Here is a 17294-nt window from a genome sequence, read left to right as displayed (position 1 = left end):
GTATGACTAGAGAAGAAAAATCAATCGCGATTGAAGAATTAACTGCACAGTTAGCTGGTACAAATATTGTTTATGTAGCAGATATTTCTGGATTAAATGCAGAAACTACTTCAAACTTGAGAAGAGCTTGTTATAAAGCAGGTATTAAATTAGAAGTTGTAAAAAATACATTACTTGCAAAAGCAATGGAAACTTCTGAAAATAGTTATGGTGAATTACCTTCTGTATTGGTTGGAAATTCAGCTATCTTTATTTCAGATGTAGCTAATGCTCCAGGTAAAATCATTAAGGATTTCCGTAAAAAATCATCTAAGCCAGTTTTAAAAGGAGCTTATGTGAATTCTGAAGTTTACATTGGAGATGACCAACTTGATATGTTGGCTACAATTAAATCTAAAGAAGAATTACTTGGAGAACTTATTGGATTACTTCAATCACCAGCTCAAAGAGTTATCGCTGCCCTTCAAAACAAATTCGCTGGAGAAGAGCAAGCTGAAGAAGTTCAAGCTGAGGAAGCTTAATATTTGTAGAGATTACCTCTATTTATATTATTAAATAAGCGCACAATAAACAAAATATAATTTTACAAATCATTTTAAAACGATAGAAAAAATGGCAGATTTGAAACAATTCGCAGAACAATTAGTTAACTTAACTGTTAAAGAAGTTAACGAATTAGCAACAATATTAAAAGATGAGTACGGAATCGAACCAGCTGCTGCAGCTGTAGTAGTTTCTGCAGGTGGTGGAGAAGCTGCTGAAGAAGCTCAAACTGAATTTACAGTTGTATTGAAAGAAGCTGGTGCTTCTAAATTAGCAGTTGTGAAAATGGTAAAAGAACTTACAGGTTTAGGTTTGAAAGAAGCTAAAGATGTAGTTGATAGCGCACCATCTAATGTTAAAGAAGGTGTTTCTAAAGAAGAGGCTGAAGGTCTTAAAAAATCATTAGAAGAAGCTGGAGCTGTAGTTGAACTTAAATAGTTTAACTTAGTTTAAAGAATAAGGTTTAGGTCTTGGGTTTTAACACTCAAAGACCTAAACCATTTTTCGTATAACAAAAGTCTAAAATATTCTTTTCTATTTCGACTTTTGCAATTTATATTTTACACCATTACGAGGAAAAAAAGTTAACAGATAATAAGAAAGTAGTTATCCTAAATTGATTTTTAAAGATGTAATGGTTGTAGAATTTAGTAAAGGTGAAATAACCTTTGCAAAAAAATTACTTTTATAATCAAAATTTTGTCCATTGATGATTACAAATCAGACTGAAAGATTGAATTTTGCCTCTACTAAAAATATTCCTGCATATCCAGATTTTCTAGATGTTCAGGTTAAATCTTTTCAAGATTTTTTTCAATTAGAAACTAAATCAGATGAAAGAGGCAATGAAGGACTTTATAATACCTTCATGGAGAATTTCCCAATTACAGATACAAGAAATAACTTTGTATTGGAATTCCTAGACTACTTCGTAGATCCACCACGTTACACGATCCAAGAGTGTATCGAAAGAGGTTTAACACACAGTGTACCTTTAAAAGCTAGATTAAAACTTTATTGTACAGATCCAGAGCACGAAGACTTTGAAACTATTGTTCAAGATGTATATCTTGGTACAATTCCTTACATGACGCCAAGCGGAACATTTGTTATAAATGGTGCTGAACGTGTTGTTGTTTCTCAGTTGCACAGATCACCAGGGGTTTTCTTTGGTCAATCTTTTCACGCTAACGGAACAAAATTATACTCTGCTAGAGTAATTCCTTTCAAGGGTTCTTGGATTGAATTTTCTACAGATATTAATAGCGTAATGTATGCTTATATTGACAGAAAGAAAAAGTTACCTGTTACAACTTTATTCCGTGCTATTGGTTTCGAAAGAGATAAGGATATCCTTGAAATTTTTGACCTTGCTGAAGAAATTAAAGTTTCTAAAACTGGACTTAAAAAATATATCGGTAGAAAATTAGCTGCTCGTGTATTAAATACATGGCATGAAGATTTCGTTGATGAAGATACTGGTGAAGTAGTTTCTATCGAACGTAACGAAATAATCCTTGATCGTGATACAATTATCGATAAAGATAATGTTGAAGAAATCATTGATTCTAACGTTAAATCTATTTTGTTACATAAGGAAGATGCTAATCAAGCTGATTATGCAATCATTCATAATACGTTACAAAAAGATCCAACAAACTCTGAAAAAGAAGCTGTTGAGCATATTTACAGACAATTGCGTAACGCAGAACCGCCTGATGAAGAAACTGCTCGTGGTATTATTGATAAATTGTTCTTCTCTGACCAACGTTACAACTTAGGTGAAGTAGGTCGTTATAGAATGAATAAAAAGTTACAGTTAGATATCCCAATGGAAAAGCAAGTGCTTACCAAAGAAGATATCATAACTATTGTTAAGTATTTAATTGAATTAATTAACGCGAAAGCAGATATTGATGATATTGACCACTTATCAAACCGTCGTGTTAGAACAGTTGGTGAACAATTGTCGCAACAATTCGGTGTTGGTCTAGCTCGTATGGCTAGAACTATTAGAGAACGTATGAACGTTAGAGATAACGAGGTGTTTACACCAATCGATTTGATTAATGCTAAAACATTATCATCGGTGATCAACTCTTTCTTTGGTACTAACCAGTTGTCTCAATTTATGGATCAAACGAATCCATTAGCTGAGATCACGCACAAGAGAAGATTATCAGCCCTAGGACCAGGTGGACTTTCGAGAGAGAGAGCTGGATTTGAGGTTCGAGATGTTCACTATACGCACTACGGACGTTTATGTCCTATTGAAACGCCAGAGGGTCCAAACATTGGTTTGATTTCATCTCTTGGTGTTTATGCTAAAGTAAACGGAATGGGATTCATCGAAACACCTTACCGTAAGGTAACTGAAGGTGTGGTTGATTTAGTTTCTACTCCAATTTACTTATCTGCTGAAGAAGAAGAAGGTATGATGATTGCGCAAGCAAATATCGAAATGGATGATTCTGGAAAAATGACCTCTGAGTTTGTAATTGCACGTCAGGAAGGGGATTTCCCAGTAATTACTCCATCAGAAGTTCATTATACAGATGTTGCACCAAACCAGATTGCTTCAATCTCTGCATCTTTGATTCCTTTCTTGGAACATGATGATGCGAATAGAGCTTTGATGGGATCTAACATGATGCGTCAGGCCGTACCATTAATTCGTCCTGAAGCTCCTATTGTTGGAACTGGTTTAGAGCGTCAAGTAGCTTCTGACTCTAGAGTATTAATCAATGCTGAAGGGCATGGAGTTGTAGAGTATGTTGATGCTAATATCATTACAATTAAGTACGATCGTTCTGAAGAAGAAAGAATGGTTAGTTTTGATTCTGATGATAAAACTTATAATCTAATTAAATTTAGAAAAACCAATCAAGGAACTAGTATTAACTTGAAACCTATCGTAAGAAAAGGGGACAGAGTTATTCCTGGTCAAGTATTGTCTGAAGGTTATGCTACTCAAAATGGTGAACTTGCTTTAGGTCGTAACCTAAAAGTAGCGTTTATGCCATGGAAGGGTTATAACTTTGAGGATGCGATTGTAATTTCTGAAAAAGTAGTTCGTGATGATATTTTTACCTCTATTCACGTAGATGATTACTCATTAGAAGTAAGAGATACAAAATTAGGTAATGAAGAGTTAACGAATGATATTCCAAACGTTTCTGAAGAGGCTACTAAAGACTTAGATGAAAACGGTATGATTAGAATTGGAGCCGAGGTTAAACCTGGTGATATTCTTATCGGAAAAATTACTCCAAAAGGAGAATCAGATCCTACTCCAGAAGAGAAATTGCTTCGTGCAATCTTCGGGGATAAAGCAGGTGATGTAAAAGATGCTTCATTAAAAGCTTCTCCTTCTTTACACGGTGTAGTTTTGGATAAAAAATTGTTTGCAAGAGCGGTAAAAGATAAACGTAAACGTACTCAAGATAAAGATGCTTTGGGATCTCTTGAGATGGACTTTGAAGTTAAATTCTCGGACCTTAAAGATAAGTTAATCGAAAAACTTTTCTTGATTGTAAACGGAAAAACATCACAAGGTGTGATGAATGATTTGGGTGAAGAAGTTTTACCAAAAGGTAAAAAATATACTCAAAAAATGCTTTACGCTGTTGAAGATTTTGCTCACTTAAGCAAAGGTCAATGGGTAGCTGATGATGCAACTAATAAAATGGTTAATGATTTAATTCATAACTATAAAATTAAGTTGAACGATTTACAAGGTGCTTTAAGAAGAGAAAAATTCACTATTACTGTTGGAGATGAATTGCCAGCAGGAATCTTGAAATTGGCTAAAGTTTATATCGCTAAAAAACGTAAGTTGAAAGTTGGGGATAAGATGGCTGGACGTCACGGTAACAAAGGTATTGTTGCTCGTATCGTTCGTCATGAAGATATGCCTTTCCTTGAAGACGGAACGCCAGTTGATATCGTGTTGAACCCACTTGGGGTACCATCGCGTATGAACATTGGTCAAATTTATGAAACAGTTTTAGGTTGGGCTGGTCAAAATTTAGGTAGAAAATACGCTACTCCAATTTTTGATGGTGCTTCACTTGATCAAATTAATGAATTGACTGACGAAGCTGGAATCCCTCGTTTTGGACATACTTATCTATATGATGGTGGTACAGGAGAACGTTTCCATCAAGCAGCAACTGTTGGTGTGATCTATATGTTGAAATTAGGACATATGGTTGATGATAAGATGCACGCACGTTCTATCGGACCATACTCGTTGATTACACAACAACCACTTGGAGGTAAAGCTCAATTTGGAGGTCAACGTTTTGGAGAGATGGAGGTTTGGGCACTTGAGGCTTATGGAGCTTCTAGTACACTTCGTGAAATCTTAACAGTAAAATCTGATGATGTTATTGGTAGAGCTAAAACTTACGAAGCTATCGTAAAAGGTGAATCTATGCCAGAACCAGGATTACCTGAATCATTCAATGTATTGATGCATGAATTGAAAGGTCTTGGATTAGACATTCGATTAGAAGAATAAATAAAAGTTTGTGGTATGCAGTTTTTAGGTAGCAATACCTGAAAACTGTTTACTCATTTATAAGAGTTTTTTGGATTTAGACCCGTAAACCGTTCCGATTTTTTATAGATAGTTTGACTTTCTATAATTAGCACTTTAATAATTAATTGAAGTTTAGAGAAGTAACCCGAGGTAGGTAGCATTATAAAGATCTTAATGTTTGCCAAAATCAATTTTTCAATTGCAATTAAATCAGTAGTAAAAACTATGATGAATAACAGAAATAATAATAAAGACAAGAATCCTGTAAAAAGATTCAGTAAAATTTCGATAGGACTTGCTTCTCCTGAATCTATCTTGAAAGAGTCTAGAGGTGAAGTTTTAAAACCAGAAACAATAAACTACCGTACGCACAAACCAGAGCGTGACGGACTTTTTTGTGAAAGAATATTTGGACCTGTAAAGGATTTCGAATGTGCTTGTGGTAAATATAAAAGAATTCGTTACAAAGGTATCATCTGTGACCGTTGTGGTGTTGAAGTTACTGAGAAAAAAGTACGTAGAGATAGAGTAGGTCACATCAACCTTGTTGTGCCAATTGCTCACATCTGGTACTTCCGTTCTCTTCCAAATAAAATTGGTTATATCCTTGGTCTTCCATCTAAGAAATTAGACATGATTATTTACTACGAGAGATATGTAGTAATTCAAGCAGGTATTGCTAAAAATGCAGAAGGAGAATCTGTAAAAAGATTAGATTTCCTTACTGAAGAAGAGTATTTAAACATTTTAGATACACTTCCTCAAGATAATCAGTATTTAGATGATTTTGATCCTAATAAGTTTGTTGCCAAAATGGGAGCAGAATGTATTATGGATTTATTAGCACGTATCGATTTAGACCAGTTGTCTTACCAATTACGTCACTCTGCTAATAATGAAACATCTAAACAACGTAAAACAGAAGCTCTAAAAAGATTACAAGTTGTTGAATCTTTCCGTGAGTCTAACTTAAACCGTGAAAACCGTCCAGAATGGATGATTATGAAAGTGGTTCCAGTTATTCCACCAGAATTACGTCCACTTGTGCCACTTGATGGAGGTCGTTTTGCAACTTCAGATTTAAATGATTTATACCGTCGTGTAATCATCCGTAATAACCGTTTGAAAAGATTAATGGAGATCAAAGCTCCAGAAGTTATCTTGAGAAACGAGAAACGTATGTTGCAAGAATCGGTTGATTCACTTTTCGATAATACAAGAAAAGCATCTGCTGTTAAAACAGAATCAAACAGACCATTAAAATCATTATCTGATTCCCTTAAAGGTAAGCAAGGACGTTTCCGTCAAAACTTACTTGGAAAACGTGTGGATTATTCTGCTCGTTCGGTAATTGTTGTTGGACCTGAATTGAAATTGTTCGAATGTGGTATCCCTAAAGATATGGCAGCCGAATTATACAAGCCTTTTGTTATCCGTAAATTGATAGAAAGAGGAATTGTAAAAACTGTAAAATCAGCTAAGAAAATAATAGACAAGAAAGAGCCTGTAGTTTGGGATATCCTTGAAAACGTAATTAAAGGTCACCCTATTTTACTGAATAGAGCCCCTACTTTGCACAGACTTGGTATTCAAGCATTCCAACCAAAATTAATCGAAGGAAAAGCAATCCAATTGCACCCTTTAGTTTGTACGGCATTTAATGCGGATTTTGATGGGGATCAAATGGCAGTTCACTTGCCATTAGGACCAGAAGCTATCCTTGAAGCGCAATTATTAATGTTGGCTTCTCACAATATCTTAAACCCTGCAAACGGTGCTCCAATTACGGTACCATCTCAGGATATGGTTTTGGGTCTATATTATATGACCAAAGAAAGATTGTCTACTCCAGAAAAGAAAATTTTAGGTCAAGATCTAGTTTTTTATTCTGCAGAAGAAACAAATATTGCATTAAACGAAGGAAGATTAGAATTGAATGCTCGTGTGAAAATTAGAGCAAAAGATTTTAATGATGCTGGAGAGTTAGTGTATCAAATTATTGAAACTACTGCCGGACGTGTATTATTTAATGAAGTAGTACCACCAGCAGCGGGTTATATCAATGAGGTATTGACTAAGAAAAACTTAAGAGATATTATCGGTCACGTTTTAAATTCAACTAGTGTACCAGAAACGGCTGCCTTTTTAGATAACATGAAAGATATGGGGTACAAATTTGCCTTTAGAGGTGGATTGTCATTCTCATTAGGTGATATTAGAATTCCAGATCAAAAACCACAATTAATTGCAGATGCAAGACTTCAAGTTGAAGGTATTTCTGCAAATTATAACATGGGTCTTATTACAAATAACGAACGTTACAACCAAGTTATTGATGTTTGGACTTCTGCGAATGCACAATTAACTGAGTTAGCAATGAAAAACATTAGAGAAGACCAACAAGGTTTCAACTCGGTGTATATGATGCTTGACTCTGGAGCGAGGGGTTCTAAGGAACAAATTCGTCAGTTAACTGGTATGCGTGGATTGATGGCTAAGCCTAAAAAATCGACTGCTGGTGGTGGAGAGATTATTGAGAATCCGATTCTTTCTAACTTTAAGGAAGGTCTTTCGATTCTTGAGTATTTCATTTCTACTCACGGTGCTCGTAAAGGTCTTGCGGATACGGCTTTGAAAACGGCAGATGCTGGTTACTTAACTCGTAGATTGCATGATGTATCTCAAGATGTTATTGTAAATATTGAAGATTGTGGAACTCTTAGAGGTGTTGAAGTTTCAGCATTGAAAAAGAATGAAGAAATCGTTGAATCATTAGGAGAAAGAATCTTAGGACGTGTTGCTTTGCAAGATGTTATCAATCCTTTGACTAATGAAGTATTAGTAAAATCTGGAGATCAAATCACAGAAGTTATTATGAAGGCAATCGAAGCTTCTCCATTGGAGAGAGTTGAAGTTCGTTCTCCATTAACTTGTGAAGCGTTGAAAGGAATCTGTGCTAAATGTTACGGTCGTAACTTAGCAACTGGAAAAATGACTCAAAGAGGAGAAGCTGTTGGTGTAATTGCTGCACAGTCTATTGGAGAGCCAGGTACACAGTTAACACTTCGTACTTTCCACGTTGGAGGGGTTGCGGGAGGTATATCTGAAGAGTCTAGCATTGTTGCTAAATTCCCAGGTAAACTTGAGGTTGAAGATTTAAAAACTGTAAAAGGTGAAGATAATGAAGGTAACCAAGTGGATATCGTTGTATCTCGTTCTACAGAATTGAAATTAGTTGATGAGAAAACAGGTATTGTTTTAAATACTCATAACATTCCTTACGGATCTAGTATTTTTGTAAAAGACGGAATGTCTATTGCTAAAGGTGATGTGATCTGTAAATGGGATCCATATAATGGTGTAATTGTTTCTGAATTTACAGGAAAAATTGCTTACGAAGATTTAGAGCAAGGACAATCGTTCATGGTTGAGATTGATGAGCAAACTGGTTTCCAAGAAAAAGTAATTTCAGAATCAAGAGCCAAAAAATTAATTCCTACATTATTGGTTTACGGTAATGATGGTGAGTTAATCCGTTCTTACAATTTACCAGTTGGAGCCCACTTAATGGTTGACAACGGGGAGAAAATTAAAGCGGGTAAAGTTTTAGTGAAAATTCCACGTCGTTCTTCAAAATCTGGGGATATTACAGGAGGTTTACCAAGAATTACTGAGTTGTTAGAGGCTCGTAATCCATCTAATCCAGCTGTAGTTTCTGAAATTGATGGAGTTGTATCTTTTGGAAAAATCAAAAGAGGTAACCGTGAGATTATCATTGAATCTAAGTTTGGTGAAATCAAGAAATATTTAGTTAAATTGTCTAGTCAAATTCTTGTTCAAGAAAATGACTTCGTAAGAGCTGGAGTTTCTTTATCTGATGGTGCTATTACTCCAGATGATATCTTAAGAATTCAAGGACCAGCTGCTGTTCAACAGTACTTAGTTAATGAAATTCAAGAAGTTTACCGTCTACAAGGGGTGAAGATCAATGACAAACACTTTGAAGTTGTTATTCGTCAAATGATGCGTAAAGTAAGAGTACAAGATCCAGGTGATACTTTATTCTTAGAAGATCAATTGATTCATACTAAAGATTTTATTGTTGAAAACGATAAACTATATGGTATGAAAGTAGTTGAAGACGCAGGAGATTCTTCTAATTTAAAAGAAGGTCAAATCGTTACTCCACGTCAGTTGAGAGATGAGAATTCATTGTTGAAACGTAATGATCAGAATATCGTTGTTGCACGTGATGTTATTACTGCAACGGCTACTCCAGTACTACAAGGTATTACTAGAGCTTCTCTTCAAACGAAATCATTTATCTCTGCGGCATCGTTCCAAGAGACTACTAAAGTATTAAACGAAGCTGCAGTAGCAGGTAAGATTGATTACTTAGAAGGCTTGAAAGAAAATGTTATTGTAGGACATAGAATTCCTGCAGGAACAGGTATGAGAGAATATGATAATGCTATTGTAGGTTCTAAAGAAGATTACAATGATATGATGGCAAACAAAGAAGAATATATTTATTAATAAAGAATATGTTTTGAACTAAAATAAATAGAAAGATTACCTCGTGTAGTCTTTCTATTTTAGTTTAAAGCAGTTTCATTTTAAATCTTTACATTATGAAAGACCAACAAGATCAAATCAATATTGAACTAGATGAAAAAACGGCTGAAGGAATTTATTCTAATTTAGCGATCATCAATCACTCTTCATCAGAGTTTGTTTTGGACTTTGTGAGCATCATGCCTGGTGTTCCAAAAGCTAAAGTGAAATCAAGAATTGTATTAACGCCACAGCATGCTAAGCGTTTATTGAAAGCGATTGGTGAAAACATTCAACGTTTTGAAGCTGCACATGGAGAGATAAAGGATACAGAACAAGTTCCTATTCCTCTAAACTTTGGACCAGCAGGTCAAGCATAAACAATCAAAGAGACTCTATCATTAGAGTCTCTTTTTTGCTTAAAACAGTCAAAACATGTCGAATTATTTACTTAAAACCGTGAATTATCGAGTTTTACAGTTGTTTAACGACTATATTTTTAATGACTCTGATGTTGCTGTATTTTTGTAGTCAGATAAGAGAAACATAATTTTCTTTTAAACAAAAACAATTAAAATGACAGAATTAGATAGGACAAGCAAAGTAAAAAGATCATTCAACTTAAAAGCACTAGTTATAGTTTTATTATTCTCTTTATCTGCCTTTAGTCAATCAACTACATCTAATTCTTTATCAGAAGAAAGTGCCCCACTTTCTACTTCAACTCAAGTTAGTACATCTAGATCATCAGCAAATATGGAATTTGTTTTATGGTTCATGGGGTCTAAACAAAATCCAAATACCGTTATTTCTACAGAAGCTAGCACAAGTGCAAGAAATCAAATTATTACATCTGGTTTAGCTCCAAATAGATTGTTACTTAAAGCGTTTTTAAAAAAAGCAGTTAATTACGAAAGTTCATTATCATAATTGATAGTATTATAAACTTTCAATCTTAATTATATATCACAGTCGTCACAAATTTTTTTGGACGACTTTTTTATTTTTTATACTTTTTTACTTTCTGTAATACATCTTTCATTGCTATTAATTAGTCTTATTTTTTTACATCATTTATTTAAACTTCACAATCTCAAAAATTAGAGAAATTTCACTTTTTATATAAAAAATAGTACTTTTGTATCCACTAATGTCCCAAATTAGTACATCAATTTAAAATTAATGATATGTATACAAATCTACTATTAAAATCAAAAGCTCTTTTATTCTTATTTTTATTATGCTCCATCAACAATATTTCGGCTCAAACTGAAACAATCAATATTGATTTTGGAAGTGAAAATTCTCAGACGAGTCCGCTTTGGAATAACATTACCAACCCTGCATCAGGAGTTGTGTATAACCTTGTGAATTCGAATTCTGCTTCTACAGGTATTAGTATCGCAATTACTGATGATTTTCTTGGAAGTAATAACAGCAATACTGCAGCTGTAAGCGAAACCTTGAAATTTCCAAGCACAGCGATAAGCGATTTTTTTTATGGAGGAACTGCAAATCCAACAGCGGGATTACTTCTAACCAATCTCTTTGTCGATAAAGAATATACAATTAAATTATTTGCATCTCGTAATGCATCACCTGCGGATAATAGACAAACTACCTATACAGTTAATGGACTCATATCCCAATCAGCTTCTGTTGATGCATCAAATAATGTGAACAACATTGCCACCATTACCTTTAAGCCTAAAATTGATGGAACTGCAGTAATAAATATAGCCAAAGGAACAAGTAATAGTAATACTTCTGGCTTTTTCTATTTGAATGCTATCGAACTTACCTACAGTACCGCTACGCCAGTGTATAGTAATAATGCATTATTGGTTGATTTTGGGAGTAGTACTAATACCACTGCTAGTAACTGGAATAATTTAACTAACGCAACAATTGGAAGTATCAGTGGACTAAAAGACAATGGAGGAACAACGACAGCAATTAATTTAGCAGTTACAGATGCATTTAATTTTGTAAATACTGAGGGAACAGCAGCAGCAGGTCTAAGTTTGGGTATTCCAAGTACTGCCACGGCTGATAGTTTTTTCGGAAATACAACTGCTTTTTTAGATAAGATAGAAACAACCGGAGCCGTAAAATACTCTAATTTCGATCCAAATTTAGAACTGTCTTTAAAAATATATGCATCAAGAGTTGAATATGTAGATAAGGACAATCGTGAAACAAAATATACAATTGAAGGTCTTACTACCAAAACTATTTATTTAAACGCTGCCAACAATGCCAACAGTTTTGCGTCTACTCAAATTAAACCCAAAGCCGATGGTACTTTGACTGTAACCGTTACTAAGGGTGAGAATAATACAAATGTGAATGGCTTCTTTTATTTGGGCGCGATGATTATTGATTATGTAGCTGCAGATCCCTCTTTGTCAATTAGCAGTCCCAACGGTGGTGAATTCTGGCAAGCAGGTAAAGTTGTCGATATAACTTGGAATTCCGCAAGTCTTACGTCATCCGTTAATTTAGAATATTCTGTTAATAATGGTGCTACATGGACACCGATTGCTACCGTTTCAAACACATTAAATACTTATAGTTGGACTGTTCCCGCCACCGTTTCAACAACTTGTTTAATTAGGGCGACATCAGCTCTTGTTAGTGATACAAGTGATGCTGTATTCGAAATTTCAAATGACACCAGTAGTTGTAATATTGTGGTCATTGGTTCTTCTACAGCTGAAGGTATTGGTGCGTCTCCAGGTAATGGTTGGGTAGATTTGTATAAAAAAGAACTCTATAAAAAGAATACGCAGCTTAATGTTGTGAATTTAGGAAAGGGTGGTTATACAACTTACAAAGTGTTGCCTACAGGAACATCGACTACCATTCCAAGTGGTGTAACAATTGATGTGAACAGTAATATAACCATAGCTTTGACTTACAATCCGATTGCAGTAATTATTAATATGCCTTCTAATGATACGGAAAATGGCTATTCGGTTTCTAATCAACAAAACAATTATAACGAAATAAATACAGTTGCTGCGGCGAGTTCAGTTCCTTTATATGTAGCTACCACGCAACCAAGAAACTTTACAACATCTGCGACAGTTAAAACACAAGATCAAATCACAGTTAGAGACTGGATTATTACTACTTATGGATCTAAAGCAATTAATTTTTGGACAGATATAGCAGATGTGGATGGTAAGATCCTAAGCAATTTAGATGCGGGTGATGGAACACATTTGAACGATGCAGGACATGTATTACTGTTTAATAAAGTTTTAGCTGCCAATATTCAAAGTTTAAAATGTACGACCGGCGGTACATTGGGAGTTGCGCCTTTTATCGAAGACGAATACTTAGTGTACACATATCCTAATCCAGTTAAAGACGAGCTTAATCTAACTTTTAATGCAAAAGGAAATGGTAATTTTACAATTCAGCTTTATGATGTCTTAGGAAAACAGATTTTGCAAAAATCAGCATCGTTTTACGCGGGGAGTAACAACCACACCTTTGCATTAACCAGCGTCAAGTCCCAGGTTGTGATGGGTAAAATTATATTTAAAAAAGATAGTGGTGACGTATATCAAAAACAATTAAAACTTAGTGTTAAGTAATAATTGTAAAAACATAATTTACTATTTATAAAATAAAAGAGCCGTCTCAAGATAAATTGAGACGGCTCTTTATTATTTCAGAAATTATGTCTTATTCAAATTCCGATGTAAAAAATAATTTTACAGATGGATATTTATTCTGAGTCATTTGAATTGTGAAATCAGAATCGGCCAAGAAAACAAGTTGTCCGTATTTATCTTTGGCCAAGAATTTTTGCTTGATACGTTTGAATTCTTTAAATTGGTCATTCTTAGCGTCATCGGGCTTTACCCAGCAAGCCTTATGAACAGGAAAATTTTCATACGTACATTTAGCACCATATTCATGTTCCAAACGGTACTGAATAACTTCGTACTGCAAGGCACCAACTGTTCCAATAATTTTACGATTATTCATTTCGAGAGTAAACAATTGAGCAACCCCTTCATCCATCAATTGATCAACACCTTTATCAAGCTGCTTTGCCTTCATAGGATCGGCATTATTGATGTATCTAAAGTGTTCAGGAGAGAAACTCGGAATCCCTTTAAAGCTCATGATTTCACCTTCAGTTAGTGTATCGCCAATTTTAAAATTTCCAGTATCGTGTAAGCCTACAATATCACCAGGGTAGGAGATATCTACAATTTCTTTTTTCTCTGCAAAAAAAGCATTCGGACTAGAGAATTTCAAATTCTTCTTTTGTCTTACATGATAGTAAGGTTTATTACGCTCAAAAGTTCCCGAAACAATTTTTATAAAAGCCAAACGGTCTCTATGTTTTGGATCCATGTTGGCATGAATTTTAAAAACAAATCCGGTTAACTTTTCCTCTTTAGGATCAACCAAACGAGTCTCCGATTCTTTAGGTCGAGGCGATGGTGCAATATCAACAAAACAGTCTAATAATTCACGAACACCAAAATTGTTTAATGCAGATCCAAAAAACACAGGTTGTAATTTACCATCAAGATAAGCTTGACGATCAAATTTTGGATATACTTCGTCGATTAATTCCAGTTCCTCACGTAAAGTTTGTGCTGGTTTCTCGCCAATTATTTTTTCTAATTCTGGATTTTGAACATCCGAGAAAGCGATTGTTTCCTCAATATTCTTACGATTATCACCGCTAAAGATGTTGATGTTCTTCTCCCAAATATTATAAATACCCTGAAAATCATACCCCATTCCGATCGGGAAACTTAGAGGCGTAACTGTCAATCCCAGTTTTTGCTCCACTTCATCCATCAAGTCAAAGGCATCTTTTCCTTCACGATCCATCTTGTTTATAAAAACAATGATCGGTATATTTCTCATCCTACAAACCGAAACTAATTTTTCTGTTTGCTCTTCGACCCCTTTTGCAACGTCAATAACCACAATCACACTATCAACCGCTGTAAGCGTTCGAAAAGTATCTTCGGCAAAATCCTTGTGTCCAGGTGTATCTAGGATGTTTATTTTTTTATCCTTATAAATAAAAGCTAATACAGAAGTTGATACAGAAATTCCTCTCTGACGCTCAATCTCCATAAAGTCACTCGTAGCTCCTTTTTTAATTTTATTATTTTTTACAGCACCAGCTTCTTGTATGGCACCACCAAAAAGCAATAGTTTCTCTGTCAATGTAGTTTTACCGGCATCTGGATGCGATATAATTCCAAAAGTCCTTCTTTTTTGTATTTCTTCTAAAAAGCTCATAATTCGTGTAAATGGATTGCAAAAGTACTACTTATAAATGCGATTTAAAAACAAAGCCCAATTCTTTTACATCTACGAGTTGTATGTATTATGAGGAGCATAAAATTCAAGTCTTTCAATACATTTCGTCCTGCTATCCGCTATATCTTTTTTGTTTCACCGGGTCAGGGATAAAAACCCTGACCCGGTGAAACAAAAAAGGATGCCGCTTTTATCAGGGCTAGGATGAAGGTTTTGTTTTTCAAAGATGCGATTTTTGCAAGTCAATACCGGTCAATACCAGATTATCAGCTACTGATAGTTTGTTTTTACACTATTATGTTTTTTTCTTGCCGTTTACGGTTTTCCGTAAAAGAAATCCTTTTTTACAGTTTACTTTTGAAAAGGAGAAATAAAAAATATCTGAAATTCGGCTTAGCGGCGTAGCTAGTTACCCTATCAGGGTTCAAAACCCTGAAAGGGTAAAACAAAAAAAAGATGCTCCCGACTCATCGGGATAATCAAGGCTACCCGAAATGTTTTGTTTTTATAATAGCATTATAAAGCCTTTATAATTAGCGGATAAGTTAGTAGCAAACTTTGTTATTTGTAAGAAAAAATAAATATATTTGAAAAACATTAAGTTCGAAACAACCTTCACCAATCTCCCTTATTATGGGTGTATATGCTAAGGTTTGTTTCGCTTATATACAAGTTGGCAGTAATGCGTCTAAAAAACAGAAATAATGAATAAAAAACGTCATCAATTGCTAGGACTTTTAGCCAAAGAATATGCAAAAGGAAAATTTTATGAAGGAAATATATTAGACGTAATTGTAATGATTTCAACAATTGTAAAAAATCTTAATATTACATACGATGAGTTTATTATAATGTCAGAAGAATTATTAAGTAAAAATGAAATTGAGTATTTTGGAAATGATAATAATTTTGATCAACCTGCATTATTTATTAAATCAGATGGAATTACTGCATTTGCAAATAAAAAATATTTAAAGATAGATAACGAACAATATAGAGAAAATATAAAGTTTTGGGCTCAATTAATTCTACCAGTACTTTCATTTATTATTGCCGCAATTGCATTATTTTTAAATATAATAACACAAACAGAAGTTGAAAAAGTAAAAAGTTCGCAGAAATTTGAAAATTTAAAGTAACATACACAATAAAAAAGCACTACTGCTAACCACCATTTAGCCAGATTGTGGTTTTAGTGGAATTACCGTTTTTATTGACGTTTACAATCACCCGAAAGTACTCGTTTTCAAAAGTCCACAACCTCGCTAAGTGGCATAACGTTAGATGCTGTTTTAAAAAAAAAAGAGAAGATTATATGGAATTAAAACTATTCGATTTACCAACCAAGGAAGTTTATAAAGACTTATTTCAACCTGGAATGCAAAAAGTTGGACAAGCTCTTTCAACCGTTTTAGATACTGCTACGCTTATTTTATTGCCTTTAAAATTACTTAATGAAAAAGCAAGAATAAATTATGATATAAATCTTAAAATATATTCCGAAAAATTAAATCAAAGTAGTAATACATTAACTCAAGTACAACCATTTGTTGGATTACCAATTATTGAAAAACTAACGCAAATTGGACAAAATGAACTTTCAGAAAGTTTTATAAACCTTTTGACAAAAGCAAGTTTTGAAGAAACAGCAAATCTTGTTCATCCAGTGTTTATTACAATTTTAAACAATCTATCTGCAGATGAAGCAAAAATTCTTTTTCATTATCATAAAAAACAACGAATACCTTATTTGAGTTTTTACATTCATCGTTATAAAGAAGAAATTCAAAAGTTAGAAGAATCAAATGTAAAAAGTAGCCAAGATTTGCAACATCTGATTAATTATACTTTTCAAGATAGAGAAGCCATTCATATTCCTTTTAAAGAACGACTAACGGGTATAGAAAATGAAGTTGAGTTGATTTTTCCGAAAAATATAAGTCTTTATTTAGACAATCTACATCACAACGGTTTAATCGAATTTGAAAACAAACTTATTAATAAAAATGATTTAGACAAATATGATAGTCTTTTAAATTCCGACTATTCAGCTATTCATAATGATTTAAAGAAACTGCTTCAAGAAGCTGAAAATACATCTGTTGAAAATTTAAAATTTGAAGAGCAAATTCGTAAAGAAAGTATCAAATTCACGAATCTAGGAATAAGTTTTATAGAAGCTTGCATTGTTGACTAAAAAAAAGCAGCACCTAAGCGCCGTTTGGCAAGATTGCGAATTTTGTGGTAAATTCACGTTTACGTTTCGCAAGAAATTTTATCTTTAACAGAAAATATAAGGTTACGAAGTTCGCAACCTCGCCAAGCGGCAAAACGTTGTGCATAATCT

At 34.0% G+C, this 17294-nt stretch carries 10 protein-coding genes; 9 read left to right on the top strand and 1 reads right to left on the bottom strand.

The genetic code is table 11. From position 1 onward, the window contains the following. Positions 1-2: 2 nt before the first annotated feature. The 7 genes from rplJ to LXH21_RS01900 all read left to right on the top strand — a co-directional run bounded on the left by rplJ (position 3) and on the right by LXH21_RS01900 (position 13245). A complete protein-coding gene (gene rplJ / locus LXH21_RS01930) occupies positions 3-521 on the top strand; it encodes a 50S ribosomal protein L10 (protein WP_239862280.1) in 519 nt (172 codons plus the stop codon). 91 nt (positions 522-612) lie between these two features. Beyond that, on the top strand, positions 613-981 hold the full coding sequence (gene rplL, locus LXH21_RS01925; RefSeq protein WP_026708579.1) for a 50S ribosomal protein L7/L12: 369 nt from the start codon (positions 613-615) through the stop codon (positions 979-981). Between the two features lie 271 nt (positions 982-1252). Next, the gene (gene rpoB / locus LXH21_RS01920; protein WP_239862278.1) at positions 1253-5065 is read left to right on the top strand and encodes a DNA-directed RNA polymerase subunit beta; all 3813 of its coding nucleotides are present in this window, start codon (positions 1253-1255) and stop codon (positions 5063-5065) included. A 246-nt stretch (positions 5066-5311) separates the two neighbouring features. Next, the gene (gene rpoC, locus LXH21_RS01915; protein WP_239862276.1) at positions 5312-9622 is read left to right on the top strand and encodes a DNA-directed RNA polymerase subunit beta'; all 4311 of its coding nucleotides are present in this window, start codon (positions 5312-5314) and stop codon (positions 9620-9622) included. Between the two features lie 95 nt (positions 9623-9717). Then, complete coding sequence (locus LXH21_RS01910; RefSeq protein ID WP_239862274.1) at positions 9718-10020, top strand: DUF3467 domain-containing protein; 303 nt, start codon at positions 9718-9720, stop codon at positions 10018-10020. 196 nt (positions 10021-10216) lie between these two features. Next, positions 10217-10570 carry a hypothetical protein gene (locus LXH21_RS01905; RefSeq protein WP_239862272.1) on the top strand — a complete coding sequence of 118 codons (354 nt, stop codon included), beginning with the start codon at positions 10217-10219 and terminating at the stop codon, positions 10568-10570. Between the two features lie 257 nt (positions 10571-10827). Next, positions 10828-13245 (top strand): GDSL-type esterase/lipase family protein, encoded by a 2418-nt coding sequence (locus LXH21_RS01900; RefSeq protein ID WP_239862270.1) that lies wholly within the window; start codon positions 10828-10830, stop codon positions 13243-13245. A gap of 91 nt (positions 13246-13336) precedes the next feature. On the opposite strand, the gene LXH21_RS01895 is transcribed toward LXH21_RS01900, so the two are convergent. After that, positions 13337-14926 (bottom strand): peptide chain release factor 3, encoded by a 1590-nt coding sequence (locus LXH21_RS01895; protein ID WP_239862268.1) that lies wholly within the window; start codon positions 14924-14926, stop codon positions 13337-13339. 725 nt (positions 14927-15651) lie between these two features. Here LXH21_RS01895 and LXH21_RS01890 point away from each other — a divergent pair. Next, complete coding sequence (locus tag LXH21_RS01890; protein ID WP_239862266.1) at positions 15652-16086, top strand: hypothetical protein; 435 nt, start codon at positions 15652-15654, stop codon at positions 16084-16086. A 176-nt stretch (positions 16087-16262) separates the two neighbouring features. Beyond that, positions 16263-17144, top strand: coding sequence for an Abi-alpha family protein (locus LXH21_RS01885; protein ID WP_239862264.1), 882 nt, complete (start codon positions 16263-16265; stop codon positions 17142-17144). Positions 17145-17294: the final 150 nt, after the last annotated feature.

This window comes from Flavobacterium algicola (assembly GCF_022399565.1).
GTDB classification, from domain to species: Bacteria; Bacteroidota; Bacteroidia; order Flavobacteriales; family Flavobacteriaceae; genus Flavobacterium; species Flavobacterium algicola.
The sequence above is the reverse complement of the archived record's forward strand: the minus strand, read 5'-3'. Positions and strand labels throughout refer to the sequence as shown.